This window comes from Actinomycetospora sp. NBRC 106378 (assembly GCF_030269685.1).
Lineage (GTDB): Bacteria > Actinomycetota > Actinomycetes > Mycobacteriales > Pseudonocardiaceae > Actinomycetospora.
The window spans coordinates 548,078-567,531 of the sequence record NZ_BSTT01000001.1; the positions used below are offsets into that span (position 1 = coordinate 548,078).

Genomic DNA, 19,454 nt, shown 5'->3' on the forward strand with positions numbered 1-19,454 from the left:
CCGATCGGGTCGGTCGCTCCCGGGTGGTCACGCGTCCGGGGCGGTACCCGCTATGTCCGGATCGACCACCGCGGCGCGAGCGGCGTCACGCCAGCGGTCGGCGTCGGCGCGCCGTCCCGACCGGTCGACCGCGACCTCCAGGACCCGCACGCCGGGCTCCCCCGTGGGCGCGAGGGCGCCGGCCAGGGCGTCGACGTCCACCGACCGGTGGGCGACCCCGTGGGCCCGGCAGAGGGCGGCGAGATCGGTGCCGTGGGGGGTGGCGAAGACCCGCTCGAAGGCCGCGGCGTGCGGCGGTGCGCCCTGTTCCAGGGTGGTGAACACGCTGCCGCCGTCGTCGTTCGCCACGACGATCGTGAGCTCCGGGCGGGGCTCGGCCGGTCCCACCAGCAGTCCCCCGGAGTCGTGCAGGAAGGTCAGGTCGCCGACCAGCGCGTAGGCCGGGCCGCCGTCGGCGAGGGCGGCGCCGGTGGCGAAGGACACCGCGCCGTCGATCCCGGAGACCCCGCGCGCCGACAGCACGGTGAGGTCGGCGCGCGGCTCGGCGGCGAGGGCGACGTCACGCACCGGGCTCGAGGAGCCGACGACGAACAGCGCTCCCGCCGGCAGCGCGCGGACGACCGCGGCTGCCAGGCCGGGCCCCGATCCGGCCTCGGGGCGGACCGCCCCGGACACCCGCGCGTCCGCGGCGCGGACCCGCTCGCCCCAGGCGACGTCGACGCCCCACGCGGCGGGCGCGGGCAGCGCGCCGACGCGCGTCGCGGAGGAGGCGACGTCGGTCCAGCCCGGGCGGGCGCGGGCATCCCCCGCCGCGGCGGGGACGACGACCACCTCGACCCGCGGGTCGGAGAGCAGGCGCGAGACGGGGCGGTGCAAGGTCGGCCGCCCGAGCACCACGACCCGGGCGGGCAGCAGCTCCGGGGCCGTCCCGTCGAGCGCGGACTCGAGGAGCCGCGTGCCGGCGCAGAGCGAGCGGCCCCACAGCGGCGAGGTGGGCTCGGCGAGGACCGGCACGCCGTCGGGCAGCCCGTCGGGGGCCTCGGCGCCGTGCCCGGCGACGACGAGCGTGGGCACGGCGGCGGAGAGGTCGAGCGGGGCGACGCGCGGCTCGTGCGCGGCCACCTCGGTCCACGGCCGGCCCGCCGGTCGGCCCCGCGCCCAGTCCGGGAGCGTGTCGTCGGCGACGTCGTCCACCAGCGGTTCGCGCAGCGGGAGGTCGAGCTGCACCGGCCCGGGGTCGGCCGTGGTGGTCCCCCGGGCGCGGTCGAGCGCCCGGCACACCGCCGCCCGCCAGCCGGCCGCCGCCCGCGGGCGCTCCTCGGCCAACGGCAGGGTGATCGCGGCGCGGACGGCGCCGCCGAAGAGGCCGGCCTGGTCGATCGTCTGGTTGGCACCGGTCCCGACCAGCTCGAGCGGACGGTCGGCGCTCGCCACCACCAGCGGGATCCCGGCGTGCGAGGCCTCGAGCACCGCCGGGTGGAGGTTCGCCACGGCCGTCCCGGAGGTCACGACGACGGGCACCGGCCGCCGGGAGCGTGCGGCCAGACCGACGGCGAGGAACCCCGCCGACCGCTCGTCGACGCGGACGTGCAGGCGCACCCGCCCGGCGGCGTCCGCGGCGTGCAGGGCGAGCAGCAGCGGGGCGTTGCGCGAGCCCGGACAGGCGACGACCTCCCGGACCCCGCCCCGGACCCACTCGTCGACGACGACGCGGGCCTGCACCGTCGACGGGGTCACGAGCGGCGAGGGTATCCAGCGCACGCTCGTCCGGCCGTGCGGGAGCGCCGACACCCACGCGCGCCCCGTCCGTCCCGGACCGTTCCCGACGGCCGGTGGCGTCCGGTTCGGCGCGCGCCCACGCCCTGCACGGGCGACCCCCGTGTGGGTGGAGCCGGGCGCGTCCTGACCGGGGCGCTCCGCCCACGCGCGGTGCACTGCGGGCATGCGCTCCCCCCGGCCCGCGGTCGACGGTCGAGCCCCGCGGCGCCCCGGCTCGCGGCGCCGACGGCTCCTGCTCCCCGCCCTGCTGACGAGCGCGGTCCTGCTGCTCGCCGGCGCGATCGCCGCGATCGGGGCGCCGCCGCCCACCCCCGGCGTCGTCTCCCCTGGGGTGGACGCCCAGACCTGGCGCCCGGAACTCGCGGGCGACGTCGTGGGCGTGCAGGTCGCGGACGGCGCCGCCCGGCTCGCCGCACCCCGGGCCGCGCAGCCCGCGCCGCGCCCGGGCAGCCTGCGTGGGGCCACCCGGCAGGGCTTCCTCGACCTCGGCACCCACACCTTCGCGCGGGCCGTGGACCGGTTCGCCGTCCCCGTCACGGCCGACGAGCCGGCGGGCACGGCGGTGGCCGTCGACGTCCGGGGCCGCGACGCGGCGGGCCGGTGGTCGGAGTGGACGCCCGCGACCCCGGGCAGCCCGGCCGTCCTGGACGCACCGACGCGCACCGTGGCACTGCGCCTCACGCTCGTCGCGTCGCCCGGCGACGCCACCCCGACGGTGCGCGCCGTCACCGTGCAGGCCGACCGGGTCGTGGCCGGCTCCCGCGCGCTCGCTCCCCGCGCCTCCTACCGCGTCTTCGCCACCCGCGAGGGCCTCGTCGGCGGGACCACCGCGAACGGGCACGTGATCACCGAGGAGGACCAGTTCGTGGCGCTCCCCTCGCGCCGCGCGCTCGACGCCGACGGCAAGGGCGACTACACCGTGCGGGTCTGCACCGAGGCCGGACGCTGCGCCACCGTGCCGGTCTGGGACGTCGGACCCTGGAACACCGACGACGACTACTGGAACGCGAACCCGCCGCGGCAGAACTGGGGCGACCTGGCACAGGGCATGCCGCAGGCCCAGGCCGCCTACACCGACCACTACCACGGGGGCCAGGACGGCTTCGGGCGTCAGGTGAAGAACCCGGCCGGGATCGACCTCGCCGACGGCGTGTTCCACGCCCTGGGACTGCAGGACAACGGCTGGGTGACGGTCGACTACCTCTGGACCGGCCGCTCCGGCGAGGCCCCGGCCGACGTCCACCTCGCGACGGCGTCCGCCCCGGTGACCGTGCGCTCCGCGCCGGCCTCCACCGCCACCGACGAGGGCGTCGTCGGACGGTCCGCGGTGGTCGACGTCGCGTGTCGGACCACCGGCGACGCGGTCACCGGCAGCCGCGGCGCGAGCGCGGAGTGGCTGCGCATCGGCGCCGACCGCTACGTCCCCGCCGCCTTCCTGACGGCGGGCACTCCGGCTCCGGCCTGCTGAGATCGACTCGCCCCCCGGGCTGGCTACAGTCGCGCCATGGCCACCGTGGCGGAATGGGTCGAGGGCGCGCGGCCCCGCACCCTGCCGAACGCGATCGCACCCGTCGTCGCCGGCAGCGGGGCGGCCGCCAGCAGTGACGGGTTCCACGCCCTCCCGGCCGTGCTCGCGCTCCTCGTGGCGATGGGCATGGTCATCGGGGTCAACTTCGCGAACGACTACTCCGACGGCATCCGCGGCACCGACGACGAGCGGGTCGGGCCGATGCGGCTCGTCGGCTCCCGGGCGGCCTCGCCGGGCGCCGTGCGGCGGGCCGCCTTCGTCTCGCTCGGCATCGGCGCGCTCGCGGGCGTCGCCCTGCTGGCCGTCAGCGGCGCCTGGTGGCTGCTGCTCGTCGGCGCGGTGTGCCTGGCCGGCGCCTGGTTCTACACCGGCGGCTCGTCGCCGTACGGCTACCGCGGGCTCGGCGAGGTCGCCGTGTTCCTGTTCTTCGGGCCGGTCGCCGTCCTCGGCACCGAGTACACGCAGTCCGGGCGCGCGAGCGGGCTCGGCATCGGCACGGCCGTCGGCGTGGGCCTGCTCTCCTGCGCCGTGCTCGTCGCCAACAACCTCCGCGACGTCCCGTCCGACACCGTCGCGGGTAAAAGGACCTTGGCGGTGCTGCTCGGGGAGCGGGACACGCGTGTGATGTACGCCGCCCTCGTGGTGGTCCCGCTGGGCATGAGCCTCGTCCTGAGCCTCCGCGCGCCCTGGGCGCTGCTCGGGCTGGTCTCGCTCGTGGTGCTCGTGCCCGCGCTGCGGCGCGTGCTCGGCGGGGCGCGCGGCCCGGCCCTCATCCCGGTCCTGCGCGACACCGGGCTGGCGCTGCTGGTGTGGGCGATCGGGACGGCCGTGGGGCTCTCGCTGGTGTCCTGAGCCGGGGCCCGCGGCCGGTGGGTCCGGGGCGTCCCGGTGTGGTCCGCGCCCGGACTGCGGGCCGCGTTTGGCCTACTCGGCCTGCGTGTCCCCGCGGAGCTCGGCCCGCAGCCGTTCGCGCTGTTCACGACGGGTGGCGCCGGCCGCCGCGATGGCCTCGTTCGCCCGCGTCCGCAGCGGCCGGAACAGCACGAACGACAGCGGCAGGGCGAGCACGATCGCGATGATCAGGGCGACCAGCAGCGGCAGCCCGACCAGGACCAGCACCGCGGCGATGACGACCACCAGCAGCACCCGCACGGCGGCGTACACCCCGACGGCGACGGCCACCGAGCCCGCCGCGGGCGCCGGTGCGGCCGCCGTTCCGGGGCCCTGTTCTCCTGTCTCCACGAGGTCCAGGGTAGGCGTCACGGCGTGACGGAAACTGGGGCCCGATCGTCCGATTCCTGCCTTTGTGAACCTTTTACCTCCGCACTAGCGTTCGAGTACGTGGGGGGTGCGATGTCACGATCGCTCCAGTTCGTCTGCTCCGCCCCGCGACCAACCTGGTCGCACCGGGCGACAGAACCCTGGGAGATCGGGCCCGAGCGGCCCGAGGAGGTGCAGCATGACCATCGCACCCGAGGCGACCGAGCGTCTGATGACCCCCGGCGAGGTCGCCACCATGTTCCGCGTCGACCCGAAGACCGTCACGCGCTGGGCCGCGGCCGGCCGCATCGGCTCCATCCGGACGCCGGGCGGGCACCGTCGCTTCCGTGAGTCGGAGGTCCGCACCCTCCTCGACGGGCTCACCAGCGAGGCGCACAGCTGATCGCACGCGTTCCGGGCGAGGGCCCGGGTGCACGGGACGTCCCGTGCACCCGGGCCTTCGTCGTTCCGGGGGCCGCCCTTCCCCCGCGAGGCGCACACCAGGCAGGTCCACGCGCCCTCGGCCCTGCCTCACGTGGCCCTCGCGCCGACGTCGGGTCGTCACCAGGTCGTCACCCGAACGGGCGTCACCGGGTCGTGACCAGGGCGTGTCCGTCCCGTCGCCGGTGACCCGTTCGTCGTCACCGGTCGTCCACCCGGCGGACCTGTTCCGCTTCACCCCCGGACATCACCCATGGCGGGTAGCGTGGTCGGTGTCGGCCTGGCCGGTCGATCGATGGGACTCCAGCAGTCGGGTCCGCGGGGAGGTGCGTGACGTGGTGCTGTTCGTCGTCGCGGTGATGGTGCTCGTGGCGGTCGGCGTCCTGCTCTGGAAGGCCGTCTCCGCCCAGGCGCTCGCCACGGGACCCGGCACCACCGACGACGAGGCCCCCACCGGGCCCACGCGGTCCCCCGGCGCCTCCCGCGCGCGTCGGAGCCGCCCGGTCGCCCCGGACGACGACCCGGACTTCCTGCGCAGCCTCGACGAGCAGGTCCGACGCTCCCGCGAGGACCCGCCCGGGTCCGCCTGACCCGCTGCTCCATTCGGACAGGTGCTTGTCAGCAGGTACCGACCTCCGTCATCGTTCACACAGAGTGACATCCGTCCGAGGACGTCACCTGACAGGACGAGGCGACGACGATGGCACCGACGTGGGGTATCTCCGGACCGGACTTCCTGGGCCTGTGGGTCCTGCTGGCCTTCGTGACGCTGCTCGTCCCCCACCTGGCCCGGGCCACGGTGCGGGGACGACCACCGGGCGGCCGTGAACCCGACCTGACGCTCACCCCGCCCCAACTCGGCGCGCTCGCGGCCGGGGAGGACCGGGCGGTCGCCGCGTCGGTCGCCGGGTTGCTCGAGAGCGGGCGGCTGCGGGTGGACGACTCCCGCCGGCTCGGCACCGTCGTGGGGCCCGTCCGCCCCGAGGACGACCCGCAGCTCTGCGACCTGGACGTCCGTGTCCTGCACGACGCCGCGACGCCCCGTACGGCGAACGCGCTCGTCACCGCCGTCCGTGGCGCCGCCGAGGTCCGGGAGCTCGCCGACCAGCTCGTCGCCCGCGGCCTGCTGCACGACCCCCGCGTCGTCCGCCGCCGCATCCGGCAGGCGTGGATCCCGTTCGGGCTGGTCGTGGTCCTCGGCCTGGCCCGGCTCGCCGCCGGGATCGGTCGGGGCGCCCCGATCGGCTTCCTCGTGGCCGTGCTGCTGGTCGCCGTGCTCGCCGCGACGATGACCCGGCCCCGGTCCCTGCGCCTGATCACACCCCGTGGGCAGGCCACGCTCACCGCGGCGCGGTCCTCGGCCCGCCACGTCCGGCCGTCGGTCGCCGCGGGAGGGACCGGGAGCGCTCCGTGGGTCGGCGCGGCAGCCCTCGCGGTCGCCGTCGGCGGGTTCGCGGCGTTCCCCGACCCGGAGCTCGCCGGGCTCCTCGCGCCCCCCGTGACCTTCGGGGGCGGCGGGGGCGGTGACGGCGGGTCGTCCTGCGGTTCCTCGTCGTGCGGGGGCGGCAGCAGCTGCGGCGGGGGCGGCGGCTGCGGCGGGGGCGGGTGCGGCGGATGACCGGTCCCCGGGGCGTCGGTGTCGGCTGGCGCCCGGAGATCGACCGGACCGTCGAGGCGCTGGTGGACCGCGGCGACGCCGAGTTCGTCGAGGTCGTCGCGGAGGACCTGCACCCCGACGCCCTGCCCGGCTCGCTGGGCCGGCTCCGGGGGCGGGGGGTGACCGTCCTGCCGCACGCGGTCTCGCTGTCGCTGGGCGGTGCGGAGGAGCTGCGCACCGACCGGGTCGACCACCTCGGGGCGGTCGCCACCGCCCTCGACGCCCCGCTGGTGAGCGACCACGTCTGCTTCGTCCGCGCCGGCGGGCTGGAGTCCGGCCACCTGCTCCCGGTGCCGCGGACCCGGGACGCGCTGGACGTCGTCGTCGAGAACGTGCGCGTCGCGCAGGACCGGCTGCCGGTCCCGCTGGCGCTGGAGAACATCGCCGCGCTGCTCGCCTGGCCGGACGCTGAGCTCGCCGAGGGCGCGTTCCTCGCCGAGCTCTGCGCCCGGACCGACGTCGGGCTGGTGCTCGACGTCGCGAACCTCCACGCGTGCGCCGTCAACCTCGGCCAGGACCCCGGGCAGGTGCTGGACGACCTCCCGCTCGAACGGGTGGTCTACGTGCACGCCGCCGGCGGGACGACCGGGCCCGACGGGCTCTACCACGACACCCACGCCCACCCCCTGGGTCCGGCGGTGCTCGACCTGCTGGCCGACCTCCTCGCCCGGTGTGCGGCGGTCGGGGTCCACCCGGGGGTGCTGCTCGAGCGCGACGACCGCTACCCCTCCGACGGCGAGCTCGCCGCCGAACTCGGCCTGCTGCGGACCATCCGCGACCACGGCGCCGTCCGCGCCGCCGGTCGCGAGGGTGACGTGAGGCAGGCGAGCGGACACCAGGACCTGCCTGGCGTGCACCTCGCGTCGGCAGACCGCTCGCGAGGGTGACGTGCAGGCCGACCGGCGCCAGGACCTGCCTGACGGGCGTCCCGCAGGACCGGAGTCACCGCACCCGGTGAGCGACACCCGCCGTCGGGACCTCGCCGCCCGGCAGGCCGAGCTCCTCGCGGCGCTCGTGGCCGACGCACCGGTCCCGGCGGGCTTCGACCCGCGACGGGTCGCGGCCGAGGCGCGGGCGCTCCACGGGAAACGGCGGCGGGTGCTCGGGCGGATCGTCACGGGGATGCTCGACGCGGCGGGACGCCCGGTGCCGCCCGACCTCGAGGCGCGGCTCGCCGACTGGATCACCGGGCGGCCCCGGCGGACCGGGACCGGGTTCCACGACGACGCGCACGCCTTCGTCACGACGCTGCCCGCGCCCCGGCGCAGCTGGTGGCGCCGCTGAGCCGGCAGGACGGCTAGCTGTACTGACCGGACACGTTGGTTGAACCGGTGTGACGACACGGTCTGAATGATCTTGAGGGGAGGACCTCTCGGGAGTGCTGTGGAGCTGTCTGACGGCACCCATCACCACCGGGAGGTCCTCCGTGGCCCACGCTAACGCGGCGCTGACTCCACGTGGCCGATTGAAGCTGGCGCGTCTGATCGTCGAGCAGGGATGGCCGATCGCGCAGGCCGCGCTCCGCTTCCAGGTCTCGTGGCCGACCGCCAAGCGCTGGTCGGATCGCTACCGCGAGCTCGGCGAGGCCGGCATGACCGACCGGTCCTCACGGCTGCACCGCATGCCCCGAACGACGCCGCGGCCGGTGATCCGCAAGATGGTGCACCTGCGCTGGAAGCAGCGCTTGGGCCAGCTCGAGATCGCCGCCCGGCTCGGGTTGGCGGCCTCCACGGTGCACCTGTGGCTACGTCGCTGCGGCATCAGCCGGCTAGGCCACGTCGACCGGGCGACCGGGGAGCCGGTGCGCCGCTACGAGCACCCCCACCCCGGGGCGATGATCCACGTCGATGTCAAGAAGCTTGGGAACATCCCCGACCAGGGCGGATGGCGGTTCGTCGGACGCCGGCAGGGCGACAAGAACCGGGCCGCGACCCCGGGCAAGCCCCGCAGCCGCACGCGTGAGCCGCTGCTGGGGACCGCGTATGTCCACACCGTCATCGACGACCACTCCCGGGTCGCCTCCGCCGAGATCCACGACGACGAGAAGGCCGTCACCGCGATCGGTGTCCTGGTTCGAGCGGTCGCCTGGTTCGCCGCCCGGAACGTGACCGTCGAGCGGGTCCTCTCCGACAACGGGTCGGCCTACAAGTCCCACGCCTGGCGCGACGCCTGCGCCGAGCTCGACGTGACCCACACGCGGACCCGGCCCTACCGGCCGCAGACGAACGGCAAGATCGAGCGGTTCCACCGCACGATGACCGCTGGGTGGGCGTTCCGACGGCTCTATCTCAGCGAATCCCAGCGCCGCAAGGCGCTGCCGGGGTGGCTGCACGAGTACAACCACCACCGGCCCCACAGCGCCATCGGCAGGCAAGCCCCCATCACCCGCTTGACCAACCTGTCCGGTCAGTACAGCTAGCGCGGCCCGATCCGGACCCGCGACCCCGCGCGGGGGAAGTCGTCGGCCACGACCGCCGCGAGCTCCAGCATCGCCGTGCGGGTGCGCGGGGCGAGCTTCTCGAGGTGGATCTGGGCGCCCTCGTCGAGGTGGGGGTCGAACGGGAGCCGCGCGACGGCCCGGCAGCGGCCGGCGAAGTGGTCGGCCACACGGTCGAGGTCGACCCCGCCGGAGGACTTCCGCACGTAGTTGATGACCGCCACCGAGCGGGCCACGAGGTCGCCGTAGCCGTGCGCGTCGAGCCAGTCGAGGGTGGCCGAGGCGGACAGGGCGCCGTCGATCGAGGACGACGAGACGACCACGAGCGAGTCGGCGACGTCGAGCACGCCGCGCATGGCGGAGTGCATCAGTCCGGTGCCGCAGTCGGTGAGCACGATGTTGTAGAAGTGCTCGAGCAGGTCGACGGTGCGGCGGTAGTCGAGCTCGCTGAACGCCTCGGAGACGGCCGGGTCCTGGTCGCTCGCGAGGATCTCCAGGCGCGACGGACCCTGCGAGGTGTAGGCGCGGACGTCGGAGTAGCGACGCACGAGGGCGGCGTCGCGCAACAGGTGGCGCACCGTCGCCGTCGTCTCGACCGGCACCTTCTCCGCGAGCGTGCCGCGGTCGGGGTTCGCGTCGACGGCGACCACGCGGTCGCCCCGCAGCGACGCGAAGGTGGAGCCGAGCGACGCCGTCGTCGTGGTCTTCCCGACGCCGCCCTTGAGGCTCAGCATCGCGATCTTGTAGCAGCCTGCGAGCGGCTGGTTCACGCGATTGACCAGCTCGCGGCGGGCGACGTCGGCCTCGCTCTCGCCCGGGTTGACCAGGCCCCCGCTGGCGACGAAGAGGGCGCGACGCCAGCCGGTCTGCGGCGTGGGGCGCGTCGGGCGCAGGAGCTGGGCCGACGACAGGTCGGTCGGTCCGGGCGACAGCGGCGCGAGCGCGGTGGAGGGTTCGGGGCGCCGGCGGACGTCACCGCGGGCGGCACCCGCCGTGTCGACCTGGTGGGTCGTCTCCGCCGAGGGCCCCGCATCGGCCGTCGCAGGTCCTGCGGTGGAGTCGTCCGACGGCGGGGCATCGGACGACGGACTCCCGTCGCGCTGCGCCGTGTCCTCTCCCCGGTCGTCCATCGTCCCCGCCCCCTCCGCGATCACCCCAGAGATCCTCGGGCGACCGTAGTGGGCCGGGACGATCCGGACACCCCGAACGGGGGAGGATCTCAGCCGACGCCGGCGTAGGAGTGCAGCCCCGTCACGACGAGATTCACGAAGAACAGGTTGAACACCATCACCGCGAACCCGACGACGTTGATCGCGGCGGCGCGCTGCCCGCGCCATCCGGCGGTCGAGCGGGCGTGCAGGTAGCAGGCGTAGACGACCCAGGCGATGAACGCCGTCGTCTCCTTCGGGTCCCAGCCCCAGTAGCGGCCCCAGGCGGCCTCGGCCCAGATCGCGCCGGTGATGACGGCGAACGTCCAGATCGGGAAGGCGACCGCCGTGGCGCGGTAGGCGACCCGGTCGAGCACCTGCGCGCCCGGCAGCTTCGCGGTCCAGGCCATGCGGCCGGTGCGGTCGTGGGCCGAGCGCAGCAGGTAGAGCACGCTCGCCACGCCCGCGAAGAGCAGGATGCCGGACGAGATGACCGCGGCCGTGACGTGGATCGCGAGCCAGTACGAGCGCAGCGCCGGCACCACGGGCGCGGTCTGCGTGTAGAGCACCGTCCCGCCGAGGAACATCAGCAGGATCACCGGGAGCAGCACGAACACACCCAGGCGGCGCAGCTCGGGGCGGCGGTAGAGCACCACCAGCCAGGCGCCCACGCCGACGAGGCACACCGCCGCGGTGAACTCGTACATGTTGCCCCACGGCGCCCGCCCGGCGGCCACGCCGCGGACGACCAGCATCGCCAGGTGCAGGGCGAAGCCGAGAACCGTGAGCGAGACGCCCATGCGCCCGAACCGCTCGGAGAGCGGACGGGACGGACGCGGCGGGGCGTCGTCACCGGTCGTCGGGACGGAGCTCTCGCTGCGGGCGCCGACGGCGACCGCGACCGGGACCTCGGCCATCGCGGGCTCGGCCCGGCGCAGCAGCCCGTGCTCCACCGCGTGCAGCAGCATCGCGAGGATGTAGACGGCGAGCGCCGAGTAGAAGAGCACGTCGCCGAAGTCGCCGAGGGGGGCGTCGACGCCCATCAGGAACCTCCGTGTCGGGGTCGCAGCAGGTCGTCGCGGAGCCGTTCGAACTCCTCGCCGTACCCGGCCTGGTCCGTCCGGGCGAGCCCGCCGACCTGCACGAGGCTACGACGATCTGTCGTAGACGGCGAGGCGGGGGTCACCCGCACCCAGAACCGCCGCCGTTTGACGGTCAGCGAGAGCGTGATCCCGACCAGCAGGGCGACCGCCGCGACGAGCACGGCGTCCTGGGCCGGGTCGTGGGAGACCTGCAGGTTCACCCACTCCTTGACGGAGTCGAAGCGGACCTGGGTGCCGTCGGGCAGCGCGACCGTCTGCCCGGGGACGAGGTTCTGGCGCACCATCCGGTTCAGCCGGCCCTGGTCGACCATCGACTGGTCGATGGCGAAGATCGACTGCCCGCGGCCGGAGTCGAGCCCGAGGTCGCCCTCGTAGACGTCGGCGGCCACCTCGGGGCTCGTCAGCGCCGGGAAGGTGGAGGTCACCACGGATCCGCCGCTCGAGGTCGGCGCGAACAGCCCGGTGATCGCGATCTGGGTGCGGCGCCGCTCGGCCTCGTCGGTGACCCCGGGACGGTCGAACTTCGTGGCGCCCTGGGAGAGGAAGGTGCGCTGGTCGACGGGCTCCCACTGCGTGGCGAGCGTCCGCTGCTCGCCGTCGGGGAAGGTCACGGTGAACTGCGGGGCGTAGCCGTGACCGAGCAGGTAGACCCGCTCGCCGTCGAAGCGCAGCGGGTCGTTGACCGCGATCGTCGTCGACACCGGCGGGGTGCCGTCGGCGAGCGCGTCGGCATCGGAGTACCGGACGTCGGCGGCGAACGAGTCGGCCGCGCCGTCGGGACGGTACTGCGCGGTGAAGCGGTCGACGTCCAGGCAGAACGGCTCGAGGTTCGTGCCGTCGATGCGCAGGCCCGGCCGGAACGTGTCGTACGCGAGGATGCCGGAGTTGCAGAACTCCGAGCCGTCCGCCATCACGATGACGTTGCCCTCGTAGCCGAACAGCTTCCCGACGGCGATGCCCAGCAGCAGCGCGACCAGGCTCATGTGGAACACGACGTTCCCGACCTCGCGCAGCGCACCCTTCTCCGCCGAGATCGTCCGGACGCCGTCCGGCTCCTCCCGCACGTCGAGCTTCCACCCGCGCAGCCGCGTCCGCGCCGCCGTGATCACCTCGTCGGGCGTGCGGTCGTCGTCGGCCGCGGCGTGGTGGGGCAGGCGGGAGAGGTTGCGCGGGACGGCGACCGTCCGGGCGCGCAGGCCGCGGAGCTGTTCCCAGGTCCGCGGGACCAGGCAGCCGATGAGGGAGATGAACAGCAGCAGGTAGATCGCCGAGAACCACGGCGTGCCGAAGATGTCGAACATCCCGATGCGGTCGAGCAGCGGCGCGAGCGTCGGGTGCTCGGTGAAGAAGTTCTGCACCGCCTGCGGGCTCGGGGTGCGCTGCGGCAGGAACGCGCCGGGCAGCGCGGCGAGCGCGAGCAGGAACAGCAGGATCAGTGCCGTCCGCATGCTCGTCAGCCCGCGCCAGGTGTTGCGCGCGAGCGCGAGCAGGTCGCGGCCGCGGGAACCGGTTCCCGACGGCGGGTCGGTGCGCTCGAGGGTGTCGGTCATAGCGGCGTCGAGAACCCCGCGATCGGTGCGCGCAGCTCGGTGACGAGCTCGCCCCACAGGCCGGTGGCCAGGGCGAGCCCGACGATCACGAGCAGGACGCCGCCCGCGATCTGGATGGTCCGCACGTGGGCGCGCAACCACGCCTGGGCCCGCACGGCGCGTCCGGCCCCGAGCGCGATGAGGATGAACGGCACGCCCAGCCCGAGGCAGTAGGCGAGCACGAGGGCCCCGCCGCGGACGGCGGCGCTGCCGTCGCCGCCCGTGCCGGAGGCCAGGGCGATCACGCCGGTGAGGGTCGGGCCGAGACACGGGGTCCAGCCCAGGCCGAAGGTGGCGCCGAGCAGCGGCGCGCCCGCGAGACCCATGCGCGGCACCCAGTGCGGGCGGGTGTCCCGCTGCAGGGCGGGGACGAGCCCGACGAACACCAGGCCCATCGCCACGGTGACCACCCCGCCGAGACGCTGCAGCACCGCCTCGTTGACCACGAGCGCGTCCGCGGCCCACACGATCGCGCCCAGCCCCAGCACGAACACGACCGTGAAGCCGGCGACGAACAGCGCGGCGGCCCCGGCCAGGCGCAGCCGGTGCGTGGTGGGTCGGGTCAGTGTCGCGGTGGAGCCCGGGCGGGCCTCGTCCCTCGTGACCGGCGGTGCGCTCGCCCCGACCAGGCCGGCCAGGTACGCGAGGTAGCCCGGCACGAGCGGCACGACGCACGGCGAGGCGAAGCTGACGGCCCCTGCCACCAGCGACAGCGCGAGGGCGAGCAGCACGGGGCCCGACGTCACCGTCTGGGTCAGGTCCATGCGCACTCCATCTCGCGCCCCAGGGTAGGACGCCGGCGTCGCTCCGGCGTGAGGCGGTCCTACCAGTTGTCGTAGGTCACGCGGCGCTCCCTCTTCGCGCGAGGGGAACCCTCACGCGGCCGGGGCCGGCTCCGCGGCGACCCGGTCCACCACGGGCTGCAGGTCGCTCGCGAGGACGGCCGTGAGGAACACCGCCGCCACGCGCTGCTGCCGGTCGAGCACGATCGTCGACGGCACGGCGTTGCGCGGGTAGCCGCGCAGGGCGAGCAGCGACCGGCCGGGCGGGTCGTAGATCGAGTCGTAGCTGACGCCGCGGTCGCGGACGAAGTCGGCCGCCGCGGCCCGGTCGTCGCGCACGTCGACGCCCACGAACTGCACGCCGCGGGCCTTCGACGCCTCCGCGACCTGCTCCAGGGCGTCCGCCTCGCCCCGGCACGGACCGCACCACGAGCCCCAGATGTTGAGCACCACGACCTGGCCGCGGAACTGGGCGGTCGAGAGCTGCGTGCCCGGCCGCAGCAGCGAGTCGCCCGCCACGGGCGACAGCGGCCGCCGCTCGTTCTCCGGGTAGGAGATCTGGGTCTGCCCGCCCGGCGCGACGAACGTGAACCCGCCGTCGTCCCGGTTCTCCCCCGAGGAGCAGCCGGCCAGCAGCGCGAGCGCGGCGACCAGCACCGTCACGGCCAGCTTCTTCATGCACCGGTCCCGGTCGACGTGCCGCTCGGCTCCGCGTACGCGATGTCGACCAGGGACTCGTCGTCGAAGGTCAGCGTCGTGACCGAGCCGAGCGAGCACTCGCGCTTCGCCGGGTTGTGCCAGAGCCGGTCCCCCGCGAGGTAGCGCCGCAGGGTCCAGATCGGCAGCTGGTGCGACACGCACACCGCCTCGTGCCCCGCCGCCAGCGCCCGCGCGCGGTGCGCCGCGCCCAGCATGCGGTGCGCGATCTCGAGGTAGGGCTCGCCCCACGACGGGCGGAACGGGTTGCGCAGCAGCGGCCAGTACTCCGGCTTGCGCAGCGCCCCGTCCCCGACCGCGACCTGCATCCCCTCGAACGCGTTCGCGGCCTCGATCAGGCGGTCCTCGGTGACGATCTCGAGCCCGAGCTTCTCCGCGATCGGCACCGCCGTCTCCTGGGCGCGCTGCATCGGCGAGACCAGCAGGGCGGTGACGTCGGCGCCCGCGAGGTGGTCGGCCACCCGCCGCGCCTGCTCCCGGCCGGTCTCGGAGAGCCCGTAGCCGGGGAGGCGGCCGTAGAGGATGCCCTCGGGGTTGTGGACCTCGCCGTGCCGGACGAGGTGGACCAGCGTGCGCATCAGGACTCCGTCGCGGCCGCCGCCGCCCGCGCCGCGTGGGGCAGGGCCTCGGCGATGACGCCGAACGCCTCGTCGTCGAGCGCCGCCGAGATGAAGCAGGCCTCGAAGACGCTGGGTGGGAAGTACACCCCACGGTCGAGCAGGGCGTGGAAGAACGGCGGGAAGCGCCAGGTCTCCTGGGCCTTCATGTCGTCGTAGTTGCGCCCCGGCTCCGCGCCGAACCGCACCGAGACGAGCGATCCGGCCCGCTGCATCGTGTGCACCACGCCCGCCGCGGTGAGCGCCTCGTCGATCAGGGAGTGCAGCCGGTCGGCCCCGGTGTCGAGCGCGGTGTAGACGTCCTCGGTCGCGTGCCGCAGCGTCGTCAGCCCGGCCGCCACGGCGACGGGGTTCCCCGCGAGCGTCCCGGCCTGGTAGACGGGCCCGGCCGGGGCGAGGTGCCCCATGACGTCGGCCCGCCCGCCGAACGCTGCAGCGGGCAGCCCGCCGGACATCACCTTGCCGAAGCAGTACAGGTCGCCGGCGACGCCCTCCAGGCCGTACCAGCCCGCGGCCGAGACGCGGAAGCCGGTCATCACCTCGTCCATGATCAGGAGTGCCCCGTGGGCGGCGCAGAGGCGCTTGAGCCCGGCGTTGAACCCGTCGTCGGGAGCGACGGCGCCCATGTTCCCGGCGGCGGCCTCGGTGATGACGCAGGCGATGTCCTGGCCGCGCTCGGCGAACGCGGCGGCGACGGCGTCGAGGTCGTTGTAGGGCAGCACGATCGTGTCGGTGGCCTGCGCTCCGGTCACGCCCGGCGTGCTCGGCAGGCCGAAGGTGGCCACGCCGCTGCCGGCCTCGGCGAGCAGCGCGTCGACGTGGCCGTGGTAGCAGCCGGCGAACTTCACGACGACGCTGCGGCCGGTGAAGCCGCGCGCCAGCCGGATCGCGCTCATCGTCGCCTCGGTGCCGGAGTTGACCAGGCGCACCTGCTCGACCGGCTCGACCCGCCGGACGATCTCCTCGGCGAGGTCGACCTCGCCCTCGGTCGGTGTGCCGAAGCTCAGCCCTCGGGTCGCCGCCTCGCGCACCGCCTCCACGACGGCCGGGTGGGCGTGCCCCAGGATCATCGGGCCCCACGAGGAGACCAGGTCGACGTAGCGGTTGCCGTCGGCGTCGGTCAGCCACGCACCGGCGGCCTCCCGCATGAACCGGGGCGTGCCGCCGACCGAGCGGAAGGCCCGGACCGGGGAGTTGACGCCGCCGGGGACGATCGCCTCGGCGCGCGCGAAGAGCTCGGCCGAACGGGTCACCGGTCCGGCCGCTGTCGCGGGAGCGCTGCTCACGGGGCCCATCCTCCCAGGCGCACCCGTGTGACCGCCGTCCGTGGGCCCCGTTCCCCGTGGCAGGAAAGCGTCGTCCTCATGACAGGAAAGCGTCGTTGCTGTCACGCAGTGGCAGCAACGACGCTTTGCTGCCGGACCGTCCCGGCGTGTCCCGGGCTGGCTGCGCCGGTCGAGCGATGCTTGTAACAACGAACGGATTCGCAGCGCTTCTCCGGCCGTCACTGCCGACGAGGGGGGCCGCACCGATGAGCACGACACCGCTGTCACGCCTGCACGCGAACCAGCAGCACTGGCCGGGAGGCGTCCGCGTCCTGTGGTGGGCCCTGCTTCTGCCCCTCGCCGTCGCGGCGTGGGCCTCGTGCCGGTCGCACGTCGTCGCCCGGCTCGTCGGGTACGGGGCTGCTGGCTTCGTCCTGCTCTTCGGTCTGCTGGTCGGCGTCGCGACCGTGGCGCCGGCCCCGCCGACCACGGTCGCCAGCGTCTCGGCCGCGGCACCGGACGCGACCCCTACCACGGCATCGGCTCCGCTTCCGGCTTCGGCGCCGCTCCCGACCACAACGGCACCGGCGACCGCCTCTCCGCGCGTGGTCGTGGCACCGCCTGCACCCAGGGTGGTCGTGCCGCGGGCGGTCGCGGCGCCCCCGAGCCGGCGTGCGAACGCACCGAGGTCGGTCGCCTCCGTCCCGGCACCCAGCGCGGCAGGGACCTACACGAACTCCGACGGCAACCAGATCGAGCGGCCGGACGGTAACGCTTCAGGGGCGACTGCCATCTGCAAGGACGGCACCGACAGCCATTCCGCCCACCGATCCGGAACGTGCTCGGGGCACGGCGGCGTGGCGCAGTGGCTGTGACAGCGGCCCTGCACGACCGGTCTCGGACTTCAGTGGCACGAGGGCGACTCAGCTGCACCCTTTGCCACTGAAGTCCGGGCCGCCCGCGACGACGTGACGATGCTGTCACTGGATGACAGCAACGACGCTTTCCTGTCAGGAGGGAGTCGGCGCCGCTCGCCCACGACGGATGCGCGCCACCACGTCGACCAGGCACAGCACCGCCGCGGTGGCCAGGACGACCCCGGCGGCCACCCACGCCCCGAGCACGCGCGTCAGTTCGACCGGCGCCACCAGCAGGCCGCCCGTCGAGGGAGCGGAGTCGAGGCCCCGCCCGAAACACAGCACGGCGCCCACGAGCAGCAGGACCGCGACGACCGCGGTCACGACGGCCCGACGGTTCACGACGACGGCTCGCGGGCCGCCAGCACCGCCGACAGCGTGGCGTGCAGACCCTCGGCGTCCCGGGCCCAGGCCGCGCGCCGGGTGCCGTCGTCCATCGTGACCACCACGGCGCCGAGGTGCCGCAGCACCGACGGGTGGTCGCCGAACGGCTTGATGCCGAAGCGGCCGCTGCCGTCGGGCGGGCGGACGCCGACGATGCGCGCCAGCGGCACCGTCTCCTCGCCCTGCACCAGCTCGGTGTCGGTCACCCGCACCTTCAGCAGGCGACGACGGACCCGCACGATTAGCGCGATCGGCGCCAGCAGCACCGCGCCGATCACCACCCACGCCCACGGCGTCGCCCCGCCGGGTGCGAGCCGGTCGAGGACCAGACCCCCGACCGCCAGGACGGGCCCGATCAGCACCGGCCACCAGGGCGCACCCGCCTCGGCGAACCGCACCGACCGGGCGTCGGGACCAGCGGGAACGGCGGCCATCACGCGAACCAGGCGCGCGCCGCGGGCAGGTGCAGCAGGAGCGCGCCCGCGGCGAAGGCGACGAAGTACACGCCGCCCACGCCGAGGAACGTCAGCTGGACGAGGCCCGCGACGGCGAGCACCACGCCGATCGCGGTGAGGGTCGCCCGGGCGGGTCGGGACCGGGCCACGAGTCCGCGCGTGGCCCAGAGGGTCGCCGCGCCGAGCGCGGCGAGGACCACCGCGGTCAGCACCAGGGAGCCGGTGCCGGTGTTCGGGTCGGTGTTCCCGACGACGAGGGCGATCAGGAAGAGCACCGCGGTGCCGACGAGCAGCACGCCGAGCACCGCCCAGAGGACCAGCGCCACCGTGACGACCGTCGGGCGGTGCGGCTCCTCGCGGGGCGGCGTGACCTCACGCACGTGCTCGCTCATGTCGCGCTCAACGATCGAGCCGCGTGGCCAGTTCGGTCGCCCAGTAGGTGAGGACGATGTCGGCGCCCGCGCGACGGATGCCGGTGACGGACTCGAGGATCGTGCGGTCGCGGTCGATCCAGCCCCGCTCGGCGGCGGCCGAGATCATCGCGTACTCGCCGGACACCTGGTAGGCGGCGACGGGGACGTCGGAGATCTCGGCGACCGAGCGCAGCACGTCGAGGTAGGCCATGGCCGGCTTGACCATCACCATGTCGGCGCCCTCGGCGAGGTCCAGCGTCGTCTCCCGCAGCGCCTCGCGGGCGTTCGCCGGATCCTGCTGGTAGGTGCGCCGGTCGCCCTTGAGCTGCGAGTCGACGGCCTCGCGGAACGGGCCGTAGAACGCGCTGGCGTACTTCGCGGAGTAGGCGAGGATGGCGGTGTCGACGTGGCCGGCCGCGTCGAGCGCCGACCGGATCCGCCCGACCTGGCCGTCCATCATCCCGCTGGGCGCGACGACGTGGGCGCCGGCGTCGGCCTGCGCGACCGCCATCTCCGCGTAGACCTCGAGGGTCGCGTCGTTGTCGACCGAGCCGTCGGGCGCGAGGACGCCGCAGTGGCCGTGGTCGGTGAACTCGTCGAGGCACGTGTCGGCCATGACCGGCAGGGCGTCGCCGACCTCCTCGCGGACCTCGCGCAGCCCGACGTTGAGGATGCCCTCGGGGTCCACGGCGCCGGTGCCCGTCGCGTCGTGCCGCGACGGGACGCCGAACAGCATGATCCCGCCGAGCCCGACGGAGGCCGCCTCGGCGGCGGCCTTCCGCAGGGTCTCGCGGGTGTGCTGCACGACGCCGGGCATCGACGTGATGGGCTTCGGGCCGTCCAGGCCTTCCGCGACGAACACCGGCAGCACCAGGTGGCGCGGCCGCACGTCGGTCTCGGACACGAGCCGGCGCAGCGCGGGGGTGGTGCGCAACCGTCGGGGACGGTCGGTGGGGTACATG

The 19,454-nt window shown here is 74.9% G+C and carries 22 protein-coding genes; 9 read left to right on the forward strand and 13 right to left on the reverse strand.

Annotation, left to right across the window (positions count from 1 at the left end; genetic code table 11):
• Positions 1-27: 27 nt before the first annotated feature.
• Entirely contained in the window at positions 28-1,737 is a 1,710-nt protein-coding gene (gene menD / locus QSK00_RS02685; protein WP_285587192.1) for a 2-succinyl-5-enolpyruvyl-6-hydroxy-3-cyclohexene-1-carboxylic-acid synthase, read from the reverse strand.
• Between the two features lie 205 nt (positions 1,738-1,942).
• Between menD and QSK00_RS02690 the strand changes: the two genes are divergently transcribed.
• Entirely contained in the window at positions 1,943-3,247 is a 1,305-nt protein-coding gene (locus QSK00_RS02690) for a DUF8814 domain-containing protein (RefSeq protein ID WP_285587194.1), read from the forward strand.
• A gap of 36 nt (positions 3,248-3,283) precedes the next feature.
• The gene (locus QSK00_RS02695; protein WP_285587196.1) at positions 3,284-4,159 is read left to right on the forward strand and encodes a 1,4-dihydroxy-2-naphthoate polyprenyltransferase; all 876 of its coding nucleotides are present in this window, start codon (positions 3,284-3,286) and stop codon (positions 4,157-4,159) included.
• A gap of 72 nt (positions 4,160-4,231) precedes the next feature.
• Here QSK00_RS02695 and QSK00_RS02700 read toward each other — a convergent pair whose 3' ends face one another.
• Entirely contained in the window at positions 4,232-4,549 is a 318-nt protein-coding gene (locus QSK00_RS02700) for a DUF4229 domain-containing protein (RefSeq protein WP_285587199.1), read from the reverse strand.
• 217 nt (positions 4,550-4,766) lie between these two features.
• On the opposite strand from QSK00_RS02700, the gene QSK00_RS02705 reads away from it, so the two are divergent.
• The 6 genes from QSK00_RS02705 to QSK00_RS02730 all read left to right on the forward strand — a co-directional run bounded on the left by QSK00_RS02705 (position 4,767) and on the right by QSK00_RS02730 (position 9,084).
• Positions 4,767-4,970: a BldC family transcriptional regulator gene (locus QSK00_RS02705; RefSeq protein ID WP_285587200.1), complete on the forward strand. Its 204-nt coding sequence runs from the start codon at positions 4,767-4,769 to the stop codon at positions 4,968-4,970.
• 373 nt (positions 4,971-5,343) lie between these two features.
• Complete coding sequence (locus QSK00_RS02710; protein ID WP_285587201.1) at positions 5,344-5,598, forward strand: hypothetical protein; 255 nt, start codon at positions 5,344-5,346, stop codon at positions 5,596-5,598.
• A gap of 110 nt (positions 5,599-5,708) precedes the next feature.
• The gene (locus QSK00_RS02715; protein WP_285587203.1) at positions 5,709-6,626 is read left to right on the forward strand and encodes a TIGR04222 domain-containing membrane protein; all 918 of its coding nucleotides are present in this window, start codon (positions 5,709-5,711) and stop codon (positions 6,624-6,626) included.
• Positions 6,623-7,552 (forward strand): MbnB/TglH/ChrH family RiPP precursor modification enzyme, encoded by a 930-nt coding sequence (locus QSK00_RS02720; protein ID WP_285587207.1) that lies wholly within the window; start codon positions 6,623-6,625, stop codon positions 7,550-7,552. Before QSK00_RS02715 ends, QSK00_RS02720 begins: the two co-directional genes overlap by 4 nt.
• A gap of 67 nt (positions 7,553-7,619) precedes the next feature.
• Positions 7,620-7,949: an SCO6045 C-terminal-like domain-containing protein gene (locus QSK00_RS02725; RefSeq protein ID WP_285587209.1), complete on the forward strand. Its 330-nt coding sequence runs from the start codon at positions 7,620-7,622 to the stop codon at positions 7,947-7,949.
• Positions 7,950-8,091: 142 nt separating this feature from the next.
• Positions 8,092-9,084, forward strand: coding sequence for an IS481 family transposase (locus QSK00_RS02730; RefSeq protein WP_285587212.1), 993 nt, complete (start codon positions 8,092-8,094; stop codon positions 9,082-9,084).
• On the opposite strand, the gene QSK00_RS02735 is transcribed toward QSK00_RS02730, so the two are convergent.
• The 7 genes from QSK00_RS02735 to hemL all read right to left on the reverse strand — a co-directional run bounded on the left by QSK00_RS02735 (position 9,081) and on the right by hemL (position 16,353).
• Positions 9,081-10,256, reverse strand: coding sequence for an AAA family ATPase (locus QSK00_RS02735; RefSeq protein WP_285587215.1), 1,176 nt, complete (start codon positions 10,254-10,256; stop codon positions 9,081-9,083). The genes QSK00_RS02730 and QSK00_RS02735 overlap by 4 nt on opposite strands.
• 65 nt (positions 10,257-10,321) lie before the next feature.
• Positions 10,322-11,293 (reverse strand): c-type cytochrome biogenesis protein CcsB, encoded by a 972-nt coding sequence (gene ccsB, locus QSK00_RS02740; RefSeq protein ID WP_285587219.1) that lies wholly within the window; start codon positions 11,291-11,293, stop codon positions 10,322-10,324.
• Entirely contained in the window at positions 11,293-12,903 is a 1,611-nt protein-coding gene (locus QSK00_RS02745; protein ID WP_285587222.1) for a cytochrome c biogenesis protein ResB, read from the reverse strand. Before QSK00_RS02745 ends, ccsB begins: the two co-directional genes overlap by 1 nt.
• Positions 12,900-13,706: a cytochrome c biogenesis CcdA family protein gene (locus QSK00_RS02750; RefSeq protein WP_285587226.1), complete on the reverse strand. Its 807-nt coding sequence runs from the start codon at positions 13,704-13,706 to the stop codon at positions 12,900-12,902. Before QSK00_RS02750 ends, QSK00_RS02745 begins: the two co-directional genes overlap by 4 nt.
• 111 nt (positions 13,707-13,817) lie before the next feature.
• Complete coding sequence (locus tag QSK00_RS02755) at positions 13,818-14,402, reverse strand: TlpA family protein disulfide reductase (protein ID WP_285587228.1); 585 nt, start codon at positions 14,400-14,402, stop codon at positions 13,818-13,820.
• Complete coding sequence (locus QSK00_RS02760; protein ID WP_285587231.1) at positions 14,399-15,019, reverse strand: histidine phosphatase family protein; 621 nt, start codon at positions 15,017-15,019, stop codon at positions 14,399-14,401. The genes QSK00_RS02755 and QSK00_RS02760 overlap by 4 nt, the downstream gene beginning before the upstream one ends.
• Positions 15,019-16,353, reverse strand: a complete 1,335-nt coding sequence (gene hemL / locus QSK00_RS02765; RefSeq protein ID WP_502872001.1) for a glutamate-1-semialdehyde 2,1-aminomutase — start codon at positions 16,351-16,353, stop codon at positions 15,019-15,021. Before hemL ends, QSK00_RS02760 begins: the two co-directional genes overlap by 1 nt.
• Before the next feature lie 236 nt (positions 16,354-16,589).
• Between hemL and QSK00_RS02770 the strand changes: the two genes are divergently transcribed.
• Positions 16,590-17,198: a DUF3761 domain-containing protein gene (locus QSK00_RS02770; RefSeq protein WP_285587233.1), complete on the forward strand. Its 609-nt coding sequence runs from the start codon at positions 16,590-16,592 to the stop codon at positions 17,196-17,198.
• A 135-nt stretch (positions 17,199-17,333) separates the two neighbouring features.
• On the opposite strand, the gene QSK00_RS02775 is transcribed toward QSK00_RS02770, so the two are convergent.
• From QSK00_RS02775 to hemB, 4 genes are read right to left on the reverse strand one after another with little or no spacing between them, the layout of a single operon-like run.
• Complete coding sequence (locus QSK00_RS02775; RefSeq protein ID WP_285587235.1) at positions 17,334-17,564, reverse strand: hypothetical protein; 231 nt, start codon at positions 17,562-17,564, stop codon at positions 17,334-17,336.
• A 14-nt stretch (positions 17,565-17,578) separates the two neighbouring features.
• On the reverse strand, positions 17,579-18,058 hold the full coding sequence (gene mce1N / locus QSK00_RS02780) for a transport-regulating membrane protein Mce1N (RefSeq protein WP_285587236.1): 480 nt from the start codon (positions 18,056-18,058) through the stop codon (positions 17,579-17,581).
• Positions 18,058-18,471 carry a DUF7937 domain-containing protein gene (locus QSK00_RS02785; RefSeq protein ID WP_285587237.1) on the reverse strand — a complete coding sequence of 138 codons (414 nt, stop codon included), beginning with the start codon at positions 18,469-18,471 and terminating at the stop codon, positions 18,058-18,060. Before QSK00_RS02785 ends, mce1N begins: the two co-directional genes overlap by 1 nt.
• Before the next feature lie 7 nt (positions 18,472-18,478).
• Positions 18,479-19,453, reverse strand: a complete 975-nt coding sequence (gene hemB, locus QSK00_RS02790; protein WP_285587930.1) for a porphobilinogen synthase — start codon at positions 19,451-19,453, stop codon at positions 18,479-18,481.
• Position 19,454: the final 1 nt, after the last annotated feature.

Bases quoted from the DNA above. Each gene is read 5' to 3' on its own strand.
- QSK00_RS02695 (WP_285587196.1), top strand. From the start codon at position 3,284: ATGGCCACCGTGGCGGAATGGGTCGAGGGCGCGCGGCCCCGCACCCTG.
- QSK00_RS02760 (WP_285587231.1), bottom strand. From the start codon at position 15,019: ATGCGCACGCTGGTCCACCTCGTCCGGCACGGCGAGGTCCACAACCCC.
- mce1N (WP_285587236.1), bottom strand. From the start codon at position 18,058: ATGGCCGCCGTTCCCGCTGGTCCCGACGCCCGGTCGGTGCGGTTCGCC.
- QSK00_RS02770 (WP_285587233.1), top strand. From the start codon at position 16,590: ATGAGCACGACACCGCTGTCACGCCTGCACGCGAACCAGCAGCACTGG.
- QSK00_RS02755 (WP_285587228.1), bottom strand. From the start codon at position 14,402: ATGAAGAAGCTGGCCGTGACGGTGCTGGTCGCCGCGCTCGCGCTGCTG.
- QSK00_RS02745 (WP_285587222.1), bottom strand. From the start codon at position 12,903: ATGACCGACACCCTCGAGCGCACCGACCCGCCGTCGGGAACCGGTTCC.
- ccsB (WP_285587219.1), bottom strand. From the start codon at position 11,293: ATGGGCGTCGACGCCCCCCTCGGCGACTTCGGCGACGTGCTCTTCTAC.
- QSK00_RS02715 (WP_285587203.1), top strand. From the start codon at position 5,709: ATGGCACCGACGTGGGGTATCTCCGGACCGGACTTCCTGGGCCTGTGG.
- QSK00_RS02705 (WP_285587200.1), top strand. From the start codon at position 4,767: ATGACCATCGCACCCGAGGCGACCGAGCGTCTGATGACCCCCGGCGAG.
- QSK00_RS02750 (WP_285587226.1), bottom strand. From the start codon at position 13,706: ATGGACCTGACCCAGACGGTGACGTCGGGCCCCGTGCTGCTCGCCCTC.
- QSK00_RS02690 (WP_285587194.1), top strand. From the start codon at position 1,943: ATGCGCTCCCCCCGGCCCGCGGTCGACGGTCGAGCCCCGCGGCGCCCC.
- QSK00_RS02720 (WP_285587207.1), top strand. From the start codon at position 6,623: ATGACCGGTCCCCGGGGCGTCGGTGTCGGCTGGCGCCCGGAGATCGAC.
- hemL (WP_502872001.1), bottom strand. From the start codon at position 16,353: ATGGGCCCCGTGAGCAGCGCTCCCGCGACAGCGGCCGGACCGGTGACC.
- hemB (WP_285587930.1), bottom strand. From the start codon at position 19,453: ATGTACCCCACCGACCGTCCCCGACGGTTGCGCACCACCCCCGCGCTG.
- QSK00_RS02785 (WP_285587237.1), bottom strand. From the start codon at position 18,471: ATGAGCGAGCACGTGCGTGAGGTCACGCCGCCCCGCGAGGAGCCGCAC.